The 16,564-nt window shown below is 72.7% G+C and carries 11 protein-coding genes, 1 tRNA gene and 1 riboswitch; of the genes, 6 read left to right on the top strand and 6 right to left on the bottom strand.

Annotated elements, in window-relative coordinates; all coding sequences use genetic code 11:
- Positions 1–102: 102 nt before the first annotated feature.
- Positions 103–2,214 carry an asparagine synthase-related protein gene (locus ACZ601_RS21045; protein WP_469540048.1) on the bottom strand — a complete coding sequence of 704 codons (2,112 nt, stop codon included), beginning with the start codon at positions 2,212–2,214 and terminating at the stop codon, positions 103–105.
- A gap of 1,398 nt (positions 2,215–3,612) precedes the next feature.
- On the opposite strand from ACZ601_RS21045, the gene ACZ601_RS21040 reads away from it, so the two are divergent.
- The 4 genes from ACZ601_RS21040 to ACZ601_RS21025 all read left to right on the top strand — a co-directional run bounded on the left by ACZ601_RS21040 (position 3,613) and on the right by ACZ601_RS21025 (position 9,534).
- Positions 3,613–5,262, top strand: a complete 1,650-nt coding sequence (locus tag ACZ601_RS21040; protein ID WP_469540046.1) for a sporulation protein — start codon at positions 3,613–3,615, stop codon at positions 5,260–5,262.
- 157 nt (positions 5,263–5,419) lie between these two features.
- Positions 5,420–6,676, top strand: coding sequence for an L-2-hydroxyglutarate oxidase (gene lhgO, locus ACZ601_RS21035; RefSeq protein ID WP_469540043.1), 1,257 nt, complete (start codon positions 5,420–5,422; stop codon positions 6,674–6,676).
- 4 nt (positions 6,677–6,680) lie between these two features.
- A complete protein-coding gene (trmB, locus tag ACZ601_RS21030) occupies positions 6,681–7,622 on the top strand; it encodes a tRNA (guanosine(46)-N7)-methyltransferase TrmB (RefSeq protein WP_469540112.1) in 942 nt (313 codons plus the stop codon).
- Between the two features lie 172 nt (positions 7,623–7,794).
- On the top strand, positions 7,795–9,534 hold the full coding sequence (locus ACZ601_RS21025; protein WP_469540040.1) for a PrsW family intramembrane metalloprotease: 1,740 nt from the start codon (positions 7,795–7,797) through the stop codon (positions 9,532–9,534).
- Here ACZ601_RS21025 and ACZ601_RS21020 read toward each other — a convergent pair.
- The 4 genes from ACZ601_RS21020 to ACZ601_RS21005 all read right to left on the bottom strand — a co-directional run bounded on the left by ACZ601_RS21020 (position 9,531) and on the right by ACZ601_RS21005 (position 13,978).
- Positions 9,531–10,475 (bottom strand): aldo/keto reductase, encoded by a 945-nt coding sequence (locus ACZ601_RS21020; protein WP_469540038.1) that lies wholly within the window; start codon positions 10,473–10,475, stop codon positions 9,531–9,533. The two genes, ACZ601_RS21025 and ACZ601_RS21020, sit on opposite strands and share 4 nt — an antisense overlap.
- A 338-nt stretch (positions 10,476–10,813) precedes the next feature.
- On the bottom strand, positions 10,814–12,037 hold the full coding sequence (locus ACZ601_RS21015; RefSeq protein ID WP_469540035.1) for a M23 family metallopeptidase: 1,224 nt from the start codon (positions 12,035–12,037) through the stop codon (positions 10,814–10,816).
- 11 nt (positions 12,038–12,048) lie between these two features.
- Positions 12,049–12,202: riboswitch (cyclic di-AMP (ydaO/yuaA leader) on the bottom strand.
- A 357-nt stretch (positions 12,203–12,559) separates the two neighbouring features.
- Positions 12,560–13,723 (bottom strand): PP2C family protein-serine/threonine phosphatase, encoded by a 1,164-nt coding sequence (locus ACZ601_RS21010; protein WP_469540032.1) that lies wholly within the window; start codon positions 13,721–13,723, stop codon positions 12,560–12,562.
- A gap of 181 nt (positions 13,724–13,904) precedes the next feature.
- Positions 13,905–13,978 (bottom strand) — tRNA-Met (locus tag ACZ601_RS21005).
- 273 nt (positions 13,979–14,251) lie between these two features.
- Between ACZ601_RS21005 and ACZ601_RS21000 the strand changes: the two genes are divergently transcribed.
- Positions 14,252–14,680: a hypothetical protein gene (locus ACZ601_RS21000; RefSeq protein WP_469540030.1), complete on the top strand. Its 429-nt coding sequence runs from the start codon at positions 14,252–14,254 to the stop codon at positions 14,678–14,680.
- 121 nt (positions 14,681–14,801) lie between these two features.
- Entirely contained in the window at positions 14,802–15,212 is a 411-nt protein-coding gene (locus tag ACZ601_RS20995; protein WP_469540028.1) for an SHOCT domain-containing protein, read from the top strand.
- Between the two features lie 88 nt (positions 15,213–15,300).
- Here ACZ601_RS20995 and ACZ601_RS20990 read toward each other — a convergent pair whose 3' ends face one another.
- Positions 15,301–16,551 (bottom strand): serine hydrolase domain-containing protein, encoded by a 1,251-nt coding sequence (locus tag ACZ601_RS20990; RefSeq protein ID WP_469540026.1) that lies wholly within the window; start codon positions 16,549–16,551, stop codon positions 15,301–15,303.
- Positions 16,552–16,564: the final 13 nt, after the last annotated feature.

Here is a 16,564-nt window from a genome sequence, read left to right as displayed (position 1 = left end):
CGACAACCGGAGGCGGGCGGCGCAACGCGCCTCAGCCCGTCCCCCGATCCCGGCTCCCGGCTCCCGGCTCCCGGCTCCCGGCTCCCGGCTCCCGGCTCCCGGCTAAGGCTGGAGCGTCCGTCGTGCCGGGGCCACCCCGCCGGCGACGGCCCGCTGGCGCGGTGCCGCCGTGCCCGTCCAGCAGGTGCCGCGGCGCGAGACGAGGCGGCGCAGCCACAGTTCGGTGGAGGCGAGGTCCGCGAGGCCGTCCAGCGGAAGGGGTTCGCCCTCCGCGGCCGCGCGCAGGGCCTTGCGTACGACGCGGGCCTCGACCAGGCCCGCGTCGGCGAGCAGGGGGGCGTCGAAGAGGGCGATGAGCTCGGGCAGAGCGGCGCGCAGGCCGGTACGGGTGACCTCCGTCGAGGTGGCCTGGGACGGCGCGCCCCAGCCGGGCGGCAGCTCGTGGATGCCGGTGCCCGCCAGGACCCGGCGCAGGACCGCCGCGCGGGCGCCCGGCTGGACCCGGAGGGACTCGGGGAGCGCGCGGGCGGCGCGTACCACCTGGTTGTCGAGGAAGGGGGCGTGCAGCCGCTGGCTGCGGACCTCCGCGGCCTGCTCCAGGATCCGGTGGTCGGCCGCGTTCCGGGTGAGCGCGGCCCTGGCGCGGGCCTCGCCGGGGCGTTGGACGGAGGTGGGACGGATCGCCGCCTCCTGAAGGCGAACCGATACTTCGGCGAGCGCCTCCCCGGTCAGCCAGCGGGCGGCGGGTCCCGGGCGCGACCAGGTCAGAGCGGCGAGCGAGGCATCGGTGGGGGTGTCGAGGTCAGGGGTGAGGCGGTTGGCGTCGGGAAGGCGCTCCGCCGCCGCTTCGAGGCCGGTGCGGTACGACGTACGGGCCAGGCGCCGGGCCGCCCGGTAGACGGTCAGCGGGACGAACAGGGAGTGCGCGGAGGGGCCTTCGGCCTTGGCGAGCGCGGCGACCGGGCGCAGCAGATGGCGGCGGCGGCGGTCGATCAGCAGGTCGGCCAGCCGGGCCGGGTGGGCGTCGAGCACCTGCCGGGCGCCGTCGCCCACGAAGTGGTCGGCGCTGCCCGCGGCGAGCCGCCGGCGATGGCGTTCGACGAGGACGAGCGACGGGGCCGGCTCGTCGGTCAGGGGGCCGTTCTCCAGTTCCGCGTACGGCAGCGCCTCCTCGCCTGCCGCGACGACGACGTGGTGCAGTCGCGGGTTGGCGGCGATGACGCGGGCGCGTTCGAGTTCGTCCTCGTGGGCGCGGGTGGTCAGGTCGTTGAACGTGACGGCGAGCAGCCGCTCGCCCGCCCCGGTGCCGTGGCCCAGGAGGGTGCCGGGCAGTCCGGGGAGCCCGGCGGCGAGCAGGGCGAGGGTGGCGGACGCGCTGCCTCCGGAGAGGTCGGAGCCGATGCCGGGTACGGGCGCCCCCCGTGCTGCCCGGCGTTCGGCGGGGCCCATGCCGGGGACCGGGCCCGGGTCGGGTGGCGCGGTCTCCGGAGCGTGACGGGGCGCGAGCAGCCGGGCGCGCACGGCCTCGACCAGGGCGTCGCGCACCCCGTCGACCGCGCTCACCGGATCGAGCTCGGGTGCGGCCACCGCGAGGGAGGCCACCGCCTCGTACCCGGTGATCTCCCGCGAGCCCTCACGGAGGATCAGCGCGTGTCCGGGCGGGATGCGCTTCACCCCGGCGTACGGGGTGCCGTCGCGCAGCGCCTCCGGGGTCTCGGGGCAGGCGAGCAGGGCTGCGAGGTGGCCGATGTCGAGCTGCGCCTCGATGAGGTCGGCGAGCGGCAGTGCGGCGGTGGCGTACGCCGTGCCGCCGGCCCAGGGCGTGTAGAAGACCGGGCGGGCGCCGGCGAGGTCGCCCACCACGGTGATCCGGCGGCCTATCTGGACGACCGCCGTGTAGCTGCCGGTCCAGGCGGTGAGGTGGCGCAGGGCTCCGCCGCGTGCGGCGAGCAGTCCGACGCGCAGCTGTTCGTCGGTGGCGCCGCAGCAGCCGAGTACGGCGAGCCGGACCGTGGGCGCTCCCTCGGCCGTGTCCACCCGGACGGTGCGGATCTCGTCGGGCCGCCAGTCCCCGACCGCCCAGAGCGGATCCGGGTCTCCCCACAGGAGTTGGGATCCCACGGGGTGCATCGTGCGCCCCTCGTCACTCGCGCCGACCGCTCCGGCCGTGCCGAAGCTCGCGGCGATACTGCTCCATCCCACCAACCAACGCATCGCCGCCTCCACAGGCTGTGGACAAAACGGCGCGGCAGGGCGGTATCGGGAGAACTCCGGTAACGCGCGGCGCCGTTGCGGACATGCTGCCACGACAACGGCGTGCAGGAGTGGCTACGGACGGCGCACGTCGTGAGCGCATGCGCCCCTGGCAAAGGCCGGAGCGGGACCACCGGTCGCGTCAGCGGGCACATCGCCCGCGCGCGTCGTTCCCGGCAGCAACGGAGTTACCGATTCAGCGCGTTGCCCCTCCCGTGCGCACCGCCTCCACGAGCCCGATCAGGCCACGGTGCGCACCCTCGCCCGGACAGCCGACCGGATGTCCGCGAACCCGGCGGCCCAACCTCGCCCGACCGACGACATTCGGCCATTCTCGGGGCGCCTTGGAACCGGATCACCAGAAATACGCGACTACTTTCATCCGCTTTTACGCCGTTTTGCTCCATGCCGCACCGGACAGTTCACGGACTGCCGCGGACCGCCTCACGGCCCTGGCACGGTTCGGCCGGGCGGCGGGCTCTCCTGGACCGGCTCCCGCGCCACCCATCCACACGAACTCCCACACGAACGCACGTGCGCTCGCCCAACCCGGCCCGGCGTACGGCTCGACGTACGGTCCGGGAGACGCGGTTGGCCTCCCGGACCGGTCCACCGCCTGCGGGGAATGAGGCGGCAGTTTCCCCCAGCCCGCAGTGTCCAACGCGGCGGGCCGACCCACGCAGCACCCATGGAAGCGCTTCCGTACGGACCGGGCCAGAGCGCACGGCCGGGCGCACGGCCACACGCGAGGAGCGCGCCCGGACAGCCGGAACAGGGCCCGCGCGAGGGCCGGCCGGACCCCTCGGACCACGAGGTGCCGCACCACCCGGAGCGCGGACCTGGCCTGGTCAGCGGGTGGGCAAGGGGGGCGGCCGACGGGCCGGCACCCGGGCCCGACCCGCCCCGAGCACCCCGCCCGCACCCGGCCCGAGCGCCCGCCCGCGCCGCCCCGGCACTCCTCGCCCACGCCCTTTCCACCGCTTCTCCGTGCCGCCTTCACGTCTTCTCCCCCGCTGCCCGCCACATCCGTCACGCGGGCCACTCGCACCTCAGGGGCCCCGATGGCTCGCGGCTGTTCGCCACTGCCGTCGACCGCCGTCCGCCGCTCGACGCGCTTCGCCACCCGAGGGCTCCGGGCGGGCAACAATCCCGCCATACGGACGTCCGCCCCTTAACGGTAGGGATGCGGCGAACTACGCTGGGTTTACTGATGTTCTCAGCAGAGCGGCATATTCCTCGGGGCTCGGCCAAATGCGTGTGCGGTCGGAGTGCGAGGGTTCGTCCCTGGGGAGAACACGGTACGAATGCCGCGCGCCCCAACGGTGTCGCGGCTGCCGTCTGTGTGTCGAGGGGTGGCGCATGTCCAGGGAGCAACGCGGACCGAACGACAAGCTCGGAACCGTTCTCGCCCTCGCGGGAATCAGTAACGCCGGGCTCGCCCGGCGGGTCAACGACCTCGGGGCGCAGCGCGGACTGACACTTCGGTACGACAAGACCTCGGTGGCCAGGTGGGTCTCCAAGGGCATGGTGCCGCAGGGCGCCGCGCCCCATCTCATCGCGGCGGCGATCGGGGCCAAGCTCGGCCGGCCGGTCCCGCTGCACGAGATCGGGCTCGCCGACGCCGATCCCGCGCCGGAGGTCGGTCTGACGTTCCCGCGCGACGTGGGCGAGGCGGTGCGCTCCGCGACCGAGCTGTACCGGCTGGATCTGGCCGGGCGGCGGGCCGGCAGCGGCGGCATCTGGCAGTCGCTCGCGGGCTCGTTCTCGGTGAGTGCGTACGCCACTCCCGCGTCCCGCTGGCTGATATCCCCCGCCGACCCGTCGGTCGCCCGCGCGTCTGCCGCCGCGGAGGCCGCGGTGCTCGGCACACAGGGCGCACGGGGCGCAGTGGGGGCGCAGGGTGCGCAGGGTGCGCCGGGGGCACCGGCGCCGCCCGGCGTGTCCACGCAGCACCTGCTGTCCGGAACACCGCTCGTACCGGGTCAGGCGGGGGCGCCGCCGGTGCACGGGCACGGTGCGCCGCCGGTGCCGGGGCACAGCGTGTCGATTCCGGCCCAGCCGGGCCCGGAGTCCGCGCACGGTGTCTCGCCGCTGCGGGTCGGCCACAGCGATGTGTCCAAGCTGCGCGAGGCCGCCCAGGACGCACGGCGCTGGGACTCGAAGTACGGCGGCGGGGACTGGCGTTCGTCCATGGTGCCGGAGTGCTTACGGGTCGACGCCGCACCCCTGCTGCTGGGTTCGTACAGTGACGAGGTGGGCCGGGCGCTGTTCGGCGCCGCGGCCGAACTGACCAGGCTCGCCGGCTGGATGGCCTTCGACACCGGCCAGCAGGAGGCCGCCCAGCGCTACTACATCCAGGCGCTGCGCCTGGCGCGCGCTGCGGCCGACGTACCGCTCGGCGGCTACGTCCTCGCCTCCATGTCGCTCCAGGCGACCTACCGCGGCTTCGCCGACGAGGGGGTCGACCTCGCGCAGGCGGCCGTGGAGCGCAACCGCGGGCTCGCGACGGCGCGCACGATGAGCTTCTTCCGTCTGGTGGAGGCGCGGGCCCACGCCAAGGCGAGCGACGCACCGGCCGCGGGGGCCGCGCTGAAGGCCGCGGAGGGGTGGCTGGAGCGTTCGCGGGACGGGGACGCCGACCCGTCGTGGCTGGGGTTCTACTCGTACGACCGGTTCGCGGCCGACGCGGCGGAGTGCCATCTCGATCTGAAGGCGCCCCGGCAGGTGCGGAGGTTCACCGAGCAGGCGCTGTCCAGACCGACCGAGGAGTTCGTCCGCTCGCACGGGCTGCGCCTCGTGGTGTCGGCCGTCGCGGAGCTGGAGTCGGGGAATCTGGACGCCGCCTGCGCGGCGGGGACCCGTGCCGTGGAGGTGGCGGGCCGCATCTCGTCGGCGCGGACCACCGAGTACGTGCGCGACCTGCTGCACCGGCTGGAGCCCTACGGGGACGAGCCGCGCGTCGCGGAGCTGCGGGAACGCGCCCGCCCGCTGCTGGTCGCACCGGCCTGACCGGAGCGCGCGGCCGGGGCGCCGCCGGGCCGGTCACCCCGGTCGGGCGCCCCGTCCGGCGTCCCGCGCCACGGAAGCCGCGGGCGCCACGCTGGCCCTATCGGGTTTGAGTGCGTTGTCAGTGGGTCAGTGCACTATCGGGGTGGGAGGTGGCGTGATGATGACGCACGCGGCGTACGACTGCGATGTGCTGGTGATCGGCGGCGGGATCGTCGGTATGTCGACCGCGTACGCGATCACGCGGAGCGCTCCGGGCACCAGGGTGACCGTGCTGGAGAAGGAGTGGGGCCCGGCGCGCCACCAGACGGGCCGCAACAGCGGGGTGATCCACAGCGGCATCTACTACCGCCCGGGTTCGCTCAAGGCGCGGTACGCGCTGCGCGGCGGCGCCGAGATGGTCGACTTCTGCCGGGAGCACGGCATCGCGCACGCGGTGACCGGCAAGCTGATCGTGGCGACCGGGCGCTCCGAGCTGCCCCGGCTGCACGCGCTGGTGCAGCGCGGCCGCGAGCACGGGCTGCCGGTGGCCGAGCTGGGGCCGGCGCAGATCGCCGAGTACGAGCCCCGGGTGCGCGGTCTCGCCGCGATCCGGGTGGGCACGACAGGGGTGTGCGACTTCGGGGCGGTCACCGAGCGGTTCGCCGCCGAGGTGCGGGCGGGCGGCGGGCTGATCAGGTTCGGCGCAGAGGTGACCGCGATCGACCGGCGGCCGTGGGGCGTCGCGGTGCGGACGGCGGACGGCGTGGTGGTGCGGGCCCGGGTGCTGGTCAACTGCGCGGGGCTGCAGTGCGACCGGGTGGCCCGGCTGGCGGGCGACGAGCCGGGGATGCGGATCGTGCCGTTCCGGGGGGAGTACTACGAGCTGGCCCGGCCCGATCTGGTGCGCGGCCTGGTCTATCCGGTGCCGGATCCGGCGTTCCCGTTCCTCGGCGTGCACCTCACCCGCGGCCACGACGGCGGTGTGCACGTCGGGCCGAACGCGGTGCCCGCGCTGGCCCGCGAGGGCTACGGCTGGCCGGTCGTGCGCCCCCGCGAGCTGATGGACACGCTGAGCTGGCCCGGCTCCTGGCGGATAGCGCGCAGACACTGGCGGTACGGGGTGGGCGAGGTGCACCGCTCACTGTCGAAGCACGCCTTCACGACGGCGGTGCGGCGGCTGCTGCCCGAGGTCACGGAGGCCGATCTGCGGCCCGCCCCGGCCGGGGTCAGAGCGCAGGCGGTCCTCAGGGACGGCACCCTGGTGGACGATTTCCTGATCCGCGAGGCCCCGCACACCGTGCACGTGCTGAACGCGCCGTCGCCCGCCGCCACGGCGTCGCTGCCCATCGGACGCGAGGTGGCGCGCAGGGCGCTCCTACGGGCAGAGGGGACGGGGTGGAAGCCGCCCGCCGTAGAATCAGGGCATTGTGTCTGAGCCCATGAACCCCTCCCCCACGACGCCCGGCGGCGCCGCGCCCGGAGCCGAACCGACAGCGGACGCGCCCGGAGCAGACCCGACAGCCGACGCGGCCGGAACAGAGCCGACTGCGGCCGCGCCCGGAGCCGAATCGACGGCGACCGCGCCCGGCGCGTCCGCCACCGCCGGAATCCCGGACGAGCTGCGCGCGGCGGCCCTGGACCGCCAGCGCAGGCTGCGTCAGGCGCCCCGCTTCCCCGGCGGCCCGGCGGCCGATCCCGCAGGTTCGCACCACGAGCGCCGGATCCGCAGCTTCCAGCCGCGCCGCAGCCGGGTCTCGCCCGGCCAGCAGGACGCCCTGGAGCGGCTCTGGCCGAAGTGGGGACTGGACATCGACGGGCTGCGCGTCCTCGATCTGCCCGAGCTGTTCGACGGGCTGCCGGTGGTCCTGGAGATCGGCTTCGGAATGGGCGAGGCCACCGCACAGATGGCCGCCGACGATCCGGGGACCGGCATCCTCGCCGTCGACGTGCACACCCCGGGCCAGGGCAATCTGCTCCGTCTCGCGGACCGGAACGGCATGTCCAACATCCGGGTCGCCAACGGTGACGCGATCATCCTGCTGCGCGAGATGCTGACGCCGGACTCGCTGGACGGGCTCCGCGTCTACTTCCCCGACCCGTGGCCCAAGTCCCGCCACCACAAGCGCCGGCTGATCCAGCCGGAGTTCCTCGACCTGGTGGCACAGCGGCTGAAGCCCGGAGCGGTCCTGCACTGCGCGACCGACTGGGAGCCGTACGCCGAGCAGATGCTGGAGGTGCTGACCGCGCACCCCCGCTTCGAGAACACGGCGGCGGACGGCGGTTACGCGCCACGGCCCGAGTTCCGGCCGCTGACCCGGTTCGAGGGACAGGGCCTGGACAAGGGCCACGTCGTGCACGACCTGCTCTTCGCCCGCCACTGATCGCTTCCTCCACCGCCCCGACGAACCGCGCCGACGAGCCGCGCCGACGACCCGCCCCGACGAGCCGCGCCGACGAGCCGCGCCGACGACCCGCCCCGACGACCCGCGCCGACGCTTCCCGACGGGTGGATACGCCATGGCCGTTGTCAGTGCTCCTCGTTAGGGTCATGGGGTGTCCGACGGTTCTGTTCCGCAGCAGCGGCAGTCGCAGCCGGCCGTCCCGGTGCTTGAGGAGCAGCGGGTCGGCGAGATCCTGGCTGCCGTGCCAGAGCGGGGCCAGTGGCGTTACCGGCCGCGCCGCGTCGGCATGCTGTGGCGGAGCAGGACGCTCCGCGTCGTCGCCGTCTTCACCTTGCTGGCCCTCTGCGGTCTGGTGATCCTCGCGCTGGTCCGGGACCAGACGGGCACTCAGGGGTTCCTCGTCGGGCTGGGCCTCGCGGTGCTGCCGGTCCCGCTGCTGATGACGGCGTTCCGCTGGCTGGACCGGGTCGAACCGGGCCCGTGGCGCAACATGCTGTTCGCCTTCGCCTGGGGTGCCTGCGCGGCCGCGCTCGTCGCGATCCTCGCGAACTCCTTCGCGACCCAGTGGATCGCCACCGCCACCGCCGACCCGGGCAGCGCGGACACGCTGGGCGCCACCGTCATAGCGCCCGTCGTCGAGGAGAGCGCCAAGGGCGCGGCCGTGCTGCTGCTCTTCCTGTTCCGAAGACGGGACTTCAACGGGATCGTCGACGGACTGGTCGTCGCCGGATTCGCCGCGACGGGCTTCGCCTTCACCGAGAACATCCTCTATCTGGGCAACGCCTTCGGCGAGGACCAGCAGCTGGGCTCGGGGTTCGCCTCGGTGACCGTCGCGACGTTCTTCGTCCGGGCGGTGATGTCGCCGTTCGCGCATCCGCTCTTTACCGTCATGACCGGCATCGGCTTCGGGATCGCCGCGAGCAGCGCACGCCACCAGCGGTTCCGCCGCATCGCGCTGCCGTTCCTCGGCCTGGTCCTCGCGATGGGCATGCACGCCCTGTGGAACGGCTCCGCGACGTTCGGCCCGTACGGCTTCTACGTGGTGTACGGCGTGTTCATGGTGCCCGCGTTCGGCCTGGTGACCTGGCTGGCGATCTGGTCCCGGCTGCGCGAGCTGCGCACCCTGGCCATCGAGCTGCCCGCCTACGCCGCGGCCGGCTGGCTCGCTCCCACGGAGCCGCTCGCCCTGTCGTCGATGCGGGCCCGCGGCATGGCCAGGGACACGGCACGGCGGTGGCAGGCGGCGGCAGCGAGGGGCGGCCCCTACAGCCCGTACGGCCACCAGGGCTACGTACCGGCGCCGGCCGCCACCCACGCCCAGATCAGTGCCCAGATCAGCGCCCAGGTCAGCAGTGTGGTCGGCGCCCAGGCGAAGGCCGAGGCCAAGGCCCGCGGGAAGGCGGCGGCACGCGCGGTCGCCGAGTACGAGTCGTTCGCGACGTCACTGGCGTTTCTGCGCCGGCAGGCCCGCCGCGGCACCGCCGGCCCGGATCTGGCCGAACGCGAGCTGGAGCTGCTGCACCACCTGTGGCAACGCCGCGAGGTCGCCGGACCCGCCCTGGCGTACGCCGCGCAGGCGACGGGCCGCCTCCGCCCCCGGCACATACGCCCGGCGCACGGTCCGTACGGGGCCGGGCCCGGCGCGCACCCGGGGTACGGCCCGTACCAGCCGTACGGCAGCCCCGCCCCGCACCCGGGCCCGGCCCCGTACGGGCAACAGCCCGACCCCGCCTACCCGTACGGCCAACAGCCCTACAACCCGCAGCTCTACAGCCCACAGCAGTACGGACAACAGCCTTACGGACAAGAGCAGTACGGGCAACAGCCGTACGGGCAGCAGCCGTACGGGCAGCAGCAGCAGTACGGCGGCGGGCCGCAGTCCTCGTCCTAGGCGGACGCCTCGGTGAGGGCGGTCTGCTCCTGGTCCGTCAGCCGCAGATCGTCGACGGCCAGCAGCGCGGGAAGCTGTTCGACCGTACGGGCGGAGGCGATCGGTGAGACCACGGTCGGCCGGGAGGCCAGCCAGGCCAGTGCCACCGTGGCGATCTCGGCGTCCCGCTCCCGCGCGATCGCGTCGAGCGCGGTGAGGACCTTCTGGCCGCGCTCCGTCTCCAGGTGCTGGGCGGCGCCACCGGCGCGGGCACTGTCCACGGTCGTACCCGCGCGGTACTTGCCGGTCAGGAACCCGGAGGCGAGGGCGAAGTACGGGACGGCGGCGATCCCGGCCTCTGCGCTCAGGTCCTGGAGCTCGCCCTCGTAGGTGTCGCGCGAGACGAGGTTGTAGTGCGGCTGGAGCGCGACGTAACGGGCCAGGCCCTCGCGCTCGGAGAAGTCCAGCGAGGCGCGGAGCCGTGCTGGGCTGATGTTGGAGGCGGCGATCTCGCGGACCTTGCCCTCCTTCACCAACTGGTCGAGGGCGGTGATGATCTCCTCGACGGGGACGGTCTCGTCGTCGTGGTGCGTGTAGTAGAGGTCGATGTAGTCCGTGCCGAGCCGGCGCAGCGACTCCTCCGCCCCGGCCTTGATGGTGGCGGCGGCGAGCCCCTTGTACTCGGGGTGGGAGCCGACCTTGGTGGCCAGGACGACGTCGGACCGGTTGCCCCGCGCGGCGAACCACTTGCCGATGAGGGTCTCCGACTCGCCGCCCACGTTGCCGGGGATCCAGGAGGAGTACGCGTCGGCCGTGTCGACGAAGTTGCCGCCGCCCGCCGTGTACGCGTCGAGAACGGCGAAGGACTGCGCCTCGTCGGCGGTCCAGCCGAAGACGTTGCCGCCGAGGGAGAGCGTGGAGACCTGGAGGTCGGAGGAACCGAGTGTGCGGAGAGAAGTCATGGATGGAACAACCCACCGCACCGCACGCGCTATTCCATGGCGACTACAGCTAGGGCCTGTCCGGCGGGTCAGGGTCGGATAGGGCGCGGCGTCTGGTGCGGTGCATCGCAAGGCGCCGGAGCGTCTCGATAGCGGAGCTATTGGGGCGTTTCGGCAACGCGGCGAGGTGCCGTGCCAGACGCCGCGCCCCCGGCCATGATCCGCCGGACAGGCCCTACACCCGTACGCCACGGCCCGGTCCGGCGGAACAGACCGGAACAGGCGAAGACCGGCAGCCCTGACGTCGGGGGGTGAGCGTCAGGACTGCCGGGGTTCGGTGGACGTGGACTTCGGTGGACTCAGACCGTCAGGCCACGGGCGCGCAGCCACGGCATCGGGTCGATGCCGGTGCCGTCCGGGGTGTGGACCTCAAGGTGCAGGTGCGGGCCGGTCACGTTGCCGGTCGCGCCCACGCGTCCGATGGTGTCCCCGGTGGTGACCTGCTGGCCGACGCTGACGCCGATCGAGGACTGGTGGCAGAACCACAGCTCCGTACCGTCCTCAAGCTCCAGGACCGTGCGGTAGCCGTACGCGCCGGACCAGCCGGCGGACTTGATGGTGCCGCTGTGGATGGCCTTGATCGGGGTACCGGTCGGCGCCGCGAAGTCGAGGCCCGTGTGGTAGCCGGAGGACCACATCGAACCGGCCTCGCCGAAGGTCGAGGTGATCGTGTACGAGGAGGTGGGGATGGCGTAGCTGGCGGCGAGCTTGGCGAGCCGCACCGCTTCCGCCTTCTTCTTCGCCTCTTCCGCGGCCTTCTTCTTCGCGGCGGCGACCTTGGCCTCAGCGGCGTCCTGCTGCTTCTTCGCCTCTGCGGCGGCCTTCTCCGCCGCGGCCTTCTCCTCGGCCGCCTTGGCCTCGGCGTCGGCGGAGTCCTGCTGCTGCTCGGCCTGCTGGAGGATGCGGGCGCGGAGCGCCTCGCCGGCGTCCGTCGTCCCCTGCTCGGCCTCTGTGGTGGTGATGCCGGCCGTCGTCAGCGGGGCGGCGGCGGTCGCGACCTCGGTCTTCTCCGCCTCGGACTCACCCGAGAACAACGCGCCGACGCCGGGCAGGGACTTGGCCTCGGGAAGTTTGTCCGAGATGGCGTCGGGAAGAGAGATAGACACGGGCGGCTTGCTCTGGGCGGAGGCCATGCCACCCGCGCCGACGGCCGCGATGACGCCGACGCCGAGAACGGTGGAGCTACGGGCGAGCCCATTGCGCTGCTTGGCGACGCGGTGCTTGCCGCGCACGGGGCGGATGGACTCCTCCGTGGGGTTCCATTCCTCCCACGCCCGGTCGGAGCCGTCCTCGCCGGCGCGGAGGCCGTTGCCGAACTCGGTCCCGAACTCGCTGCCCCGATCGGTCCCGTAAGCGGTTCCGTAGTCGGCCCCGTGATCGGTTCCGTAAGCGGTTCCGCGGATCGCGCCGTGATCGGTTCCGTGGGTGGCGCCGTAAGCGGCACCGGGCCCGGTTCCGAAGTCGTTTCCGTGTTCGGGGGCGAACCGGTAGGGGGCTTCGGGGGCAGGCTTGTTGGACGCCACTGGGGCGCGCTCCTTTCCTTCCTTCTCGCCTACCGGGTTAGCTGACGGGTTCGGAGCAGGAAGGTCTCCTACGGGTCCCTCCGCCTCTCAACGAGACAGAGATGCCCGATTCACCCCATGTAGGTGGTTCCCCGGTTCCCTTGCGGAATTCGGCGCTCGCGCACGGTGCCGCCACTGACGGCGGCTGGGACAACCGCGCTGCGTTATCGAACGTTAATAGACACACGGGCCCGATTCCAAGCCGTTCCAACTGATCGTTCCGATCCTTGGCCTGGACTTTACGGGACACAACCGGTTGGAATCGGGCGAGTTGATCGCCCCTCAACCGTTAGCCGTTTTCTGACGTTGCGTCAAACGTTATGCGGAGGGATTCCTTACGGTTACGCACGGTGGCATCGGCCGCCCCCCGCTCCCCACATCCATCCACACTCCCCCCGTCCGCCCCCTCACCTTCACCCAGCTCCGTCCAGGTTCACCGGGCTTCACCGGGCCACACTCGGCTTCACCGGGCCGCACTCACCTTCACCCGGCTCCGCCGCCCAGTCCCACGATCTTCACGGTCGTGCGCCGGTCCGGCTGCCCCTCGGTCGGGCGCGCGACCGCGAGCAGGGCCATGTCATCGGTCGTCACCCCGCCGGTGTGCAGCCGTACGTCATCGGTCAGCGCCGACAGCAGCTCCTCCGGCCCCGGGAAGATCCGTCCGCGCAGCCGCTCGGCGGGGTCATAGAAGACCCCGTCGGCGTCGCGTGCCTCGGAGAGGCCGTCCGTATAGAGGAGCAGCGTCGACCCGGCGGGCAGCTCCCACTCGTCGGAGCGGTCCGGCCACACGCCCAGGTCCATCCCCAGGGGCAGCGCGGGCAGCGAGGGCCGCAGCTGCTCCAGCGCCCCGTCCGAGTGCAGCAGCAGCGGTTCGGGGTGGCCGCGGTTGACCACGCGCACCCGGCTGGAGCCCTGTGGGATCTCCGCCAGCGCGGCGGTGACGAACCCCTCCACCGCGTCGAGCCCGCCGCGCCTGCTCGACTCCCGGGCCAGCGCGCGCTCCAGCCGCTGGGCCACCCCCTCCAGTGACCGCTCCTGCTCGGCCGCCTCCCGGAACGCCCCGATGATCACCGCCACCGCCTCCACCGCGTCCAGCCCCTTGCCGCGCACGTCCCCGACGACCAGCCGCACCCCGTACGGGGTGTCCGTGACCGAGAACAGGTCACCGCCGACGAACTCGTCCGCCTGCGCCGCCTCGTACCGCGCGGCCACGTACAGCCCGCCGATCCGGTCGGACGGCGTCGGCAGCACCGCGCGCATGGCGGTCGCCGCGATGACCCGGGCGGAGGCCAGCTGCTCGTTGCCGCGCCGGACGACCCCGTTGATGTAGACCGCGAGGACCGAGACGGTGAGGACGGTGAGCAGCTCGATGAACGGCACGACCCGGATCAGCGTTCCGCTGTACAGCCGCAGCGCGGCCACGCACAGCAGCGCACCGGCCCCGATCCGGATCGTGCCGGCCCGCGAGAAGAACGGCGCGGCGATCAGCGGGGCCGCGGCGAACAGTGGAACGGCGGTGAAGGCGGGCGGAGTGAAGAAGTCGAACAGCAACCCGCCGATGAGCATGACCCCGGGCAGTGCCCGGACGAGCCGGCGGTTGCGGACCTCATAGGTGCGCCTCCCCCGCCGCTGCTCCCGCTTCCCCACCTTTGCTCTCCTGCCCGGTGCGCTCAGGGCCGCGGACGGTACCGCGCACCACCCCCAGACTTCCCGGAACACGGTCGCGGGGCCAGCGCTCGACGGCCAATGGGATGACGCGCGCGGCGCGGCACGTACGGAAACGAATCAGGCCCGGCACGCGCTATGCGTGCCGGGCCTGATTCTTCAGTAGCGGGGACAGGATTTGAACCTGCGACCTCTGGGTTATGAGCCCAGCGAGCTACCGAGCTGCTCCACCCCGCGTCGGTAAACACAACTCTACGGCATGTTCGACGCACTCATGACCACCCCGCGCTTCCCGCCGCCCGACCCGGTTCTTCGCCGACCGCGCCGGGAACCTCAACGTGGCGAAATCGAGAAGGTGTTGCGGGGGACCCGTGTTCTGCCGCAAGGTATCTGCTGCATCCCCCCGGACCGGTGGGCTGCCCGTGCGAGCAGACCCCGGAGCGCGCGTTTCACCGTGCCCGCAAGCTGCTCCCGGTCTCTCATCGCAGCCTGTCTGGAGGGCCTCCGCCGATGACCGCACCGCTCGCTTCCGCCTCTGCCTCTGCCTCCGATTCCACCCCTGCGGCCACTCCGGCGACACCGCTGCGCGGGGCCGTCATCAGCGGCGTGATCGGCGGAGTGATCGGAGCGGTGATGAGCGCGGGAGTCAACTACGCGATCATCGGAGTGCCGGACAGCGAATCCGTCAACGCGGTCAACCACGCGGTATCCGGCCTGGTCAGCGGGTTCCTCGCAGGTTTCATCGGAATACTCGCGCACCACCGCAAGGTCTCCTCGGCAGCACGCGCGGAGGCGGCGACGGCGACGGCCGCCGTGCTCTCGACGTCAGCGGCCGCCGCGCCCGCCGAGCCGGTCGAGTCAACTCACGCGGCCGACGCACCCGCACCGGCACCCGCACCCGCACCGGCCGCCATCTCCGCCTCCGTACCGGAGAAGTAGCCCGCCACGTCACTCGGCACCCCGCCAGGGACCGCGCACGGATCCGCCGCGCGAAGTCCGAAATGCAATGGTATGAATTATTTCGTATTCACCCATTCGACGCGGCTCCCTGGAGTGGACGATGGACGACTACCCCTTGCTCAACCTCTTCTGGACCATGCTCTGGTTCTTTCTCTGGATCATGTGGCTGTTCCTCCTCTTCCGCGTGATCATGGACATCTTCCGCAGCCACGACCTGGGTGGATGGGCCAAGGCGGGCTGGCTGATCCTCGCCCTGGTGCTGCCGTATCTGGGCGTCCTGATCTACGTGATCGCCCGAGGCAAGTCCATGGGCGCGCGTGACGTGAAAGAGGCGAAGGACCGGGATGCCGCCTTCAAGGCGTACGTGAGAGACGCCGCGGGTACGGACGCGGGCGGCGGCGCGGCGAGGGGCAACCACGTCGAGGACCTGGCGAAACTGGCCGACCTCAAGGACAAGGGCGCGATCACGGACGAGGAGTACCAGCAGGCGAAGACGAAGCTCCTCGTCTGACCCGGCGCGCCGCGCGGTGCGGGCGCCGGCGCGGGTGCGGGCGCCCGCACCCGCGCGTCACACCGTCCGCCGCCGGCCCACTCCGTCCTCAGGACCCGGTCCGGCACAACTCCTTCTCCACCAGGGTGCTCATGGCCTGCTGCGTGTCCGGGCCGCCGTCACTGGTGACGTACACGACGGCGGTCCGGGTGCCGTCCCGGGTGACGCCGCTCCAGGTGTGGTAGCCGAGCAGTTCACCCGGGTGCCCGAAGTAGCTGCCGCCGCAGGGCAGCGAGAGCTCGCCCAGCCCGAGCCCGTACCGGACCCCCAGCTCGGGCGCGTCCACGGTGGTCGTCATCTCGTCGAGCTGCGCCGGAGCCAGCAGACGGCCGCCGAGCAGCGCGGCGTAGAACCGGTTCAGGTCGCGAGTGGTGCTGATGACCGAACCGGAGCCGACGCCCATGCTCGGATTGAGCACCGTGACATCGGTGCTGGTTCCGGTGCCGTACGAGGCGTAGCTCCGGGCGTGCGGTCCCGGGATGAAGGGGAACGGACCGGGCGTACTGGTGCCCCTGAGGCCCAGCGGACGGATGATGCGGTCGTTCAGCTCGTGTGCCCAGCTGTGGCCCGTCACCTCACGGATGATCATCGCGGCGAGTACGTAGTTGGTGTTGGAGTACGACCAGTCCGTGCCGGGGTCGAACTTCCGCGAATCCCGCAGCGCCAGCCCGACCAACTCCTCCGGCGTGTAGGTGCGGAACCGCTCGGCCCGGTAGCCGGCCGCACTGCGCAACGCCGCTATCTCCGGCAGCACGTCGGGGATGCCGCTGGTGTGCTGCAACAGCTGCCGCACGGTGACCTGCCTGCCGTCGTTGCCGTTGCCCCGCACCACACCCGGCAGCCAGCGCTCGACGGTGTCCTCCAGCGACATCCGCCCCTCACCGACGAGTTGCAGTACGACCGTGGCGGTGAACGTCTTGGTGGCGCTGCCGATCCGGAACCTGCCGTCCTGCGGCATCGGCTCCCCGGTCCCCGACTCGGCCGCCCCGGCACGCGCGGTGCCGTGTGAGCCCGGTGACGTCACCTCGGCCATCGCGCCAACGGCCCCGGAGGCGTGGATCGCGTCCACCTCCCGCTGGAGGGAACCGTTCCGCTGGGGCGGGTCGGCACGCTGGAGCGGATCGGCCCGTTGGAGCAGGTCGGCACGCTGGGACGGGTCGGCACGCTGGAGCGGATCGGTACGGTGCTCACTCGCCGCCGCCGTCAGCCCGGTCGAAACGGCGAGAAGAACGGCCGCCGAGCCGGTCAGGACGAGCCTGCCTCGCCGGCGCCTGCGCAACGCGAACGCGAACGCGAACATGGTGCCCCCTCTT

The organism is Streptomyces sp. NPDC104307, from assembly GCF_055584045.1.
Note: the sequence above shows the minus strand (reverse complement) of the source record. Positions and strands in the feature narration are given on the sequence as shown.

What these genes read in the sequence shown, in the direction of transcription:
- ACZ601_RS21045 (WP_469540048.1), bottom strand. Translation starts at nt 2,214, where the DNA reads ATGCGTTGGTTGGTGGGATGGAGCAGTATCGCCGCGAGCTTCGGCACG.
- ACZ601_RS21040 (WP_469540046.1), top strand. Translation starts at nt 3,613, where the DNA reads ATGTCCAGGGAGCAACGCGGACCGAACGACAAGCTCGGAACCGTTCTC.
- lhgO (WP_469540043.1), top strand. Translation starts at nt 5,420, where the DNA reads ATGATGACGCACGCGGCGTACGACTGCGATGTGCTGGTGATCGGCGGC.
- trmB (WP_469540112.1), top strand. Translation starts at nt 6,681, where the DNA reads ATGAACCCCTCCCCCACGACGCCCGGCGGCGCCGCGCCCGGAGCCGAA.
- ACZ601_RS21020 (WP_469540038.1), bottom strand. Translation starts at nt 10,475, where the DNA reads ATGACTTCTCTCCGCACACTCGGTTCCTCCGACCTCCAGGTCTCCACG.
- ACZ601_RS21000 (WP_469540030.1), top strand. Translation starts at nt 14,252, where the DNA reads ATGACCGCACCGCTCGCTTCCGCCTCTGCCTCTGCCTCCGATTCCACC.
- ACZ601_RS20995 (WP_469540028.1), top strand. Translation starts at nt 14,802, where the DNA reads ATGGACGACTACCCCTTGCTCAACCTCTTCTGGACCATGCTCTGGTTC.
- ACZ601_RS20990 (WP_469540026.1), bottom strand. Translation starts at nt 16,551, where the DNA reads ATGTTCGCGTTCGCGTTCGCGTTGCGCAGGCGCCGGCGAGGCAGGCTC.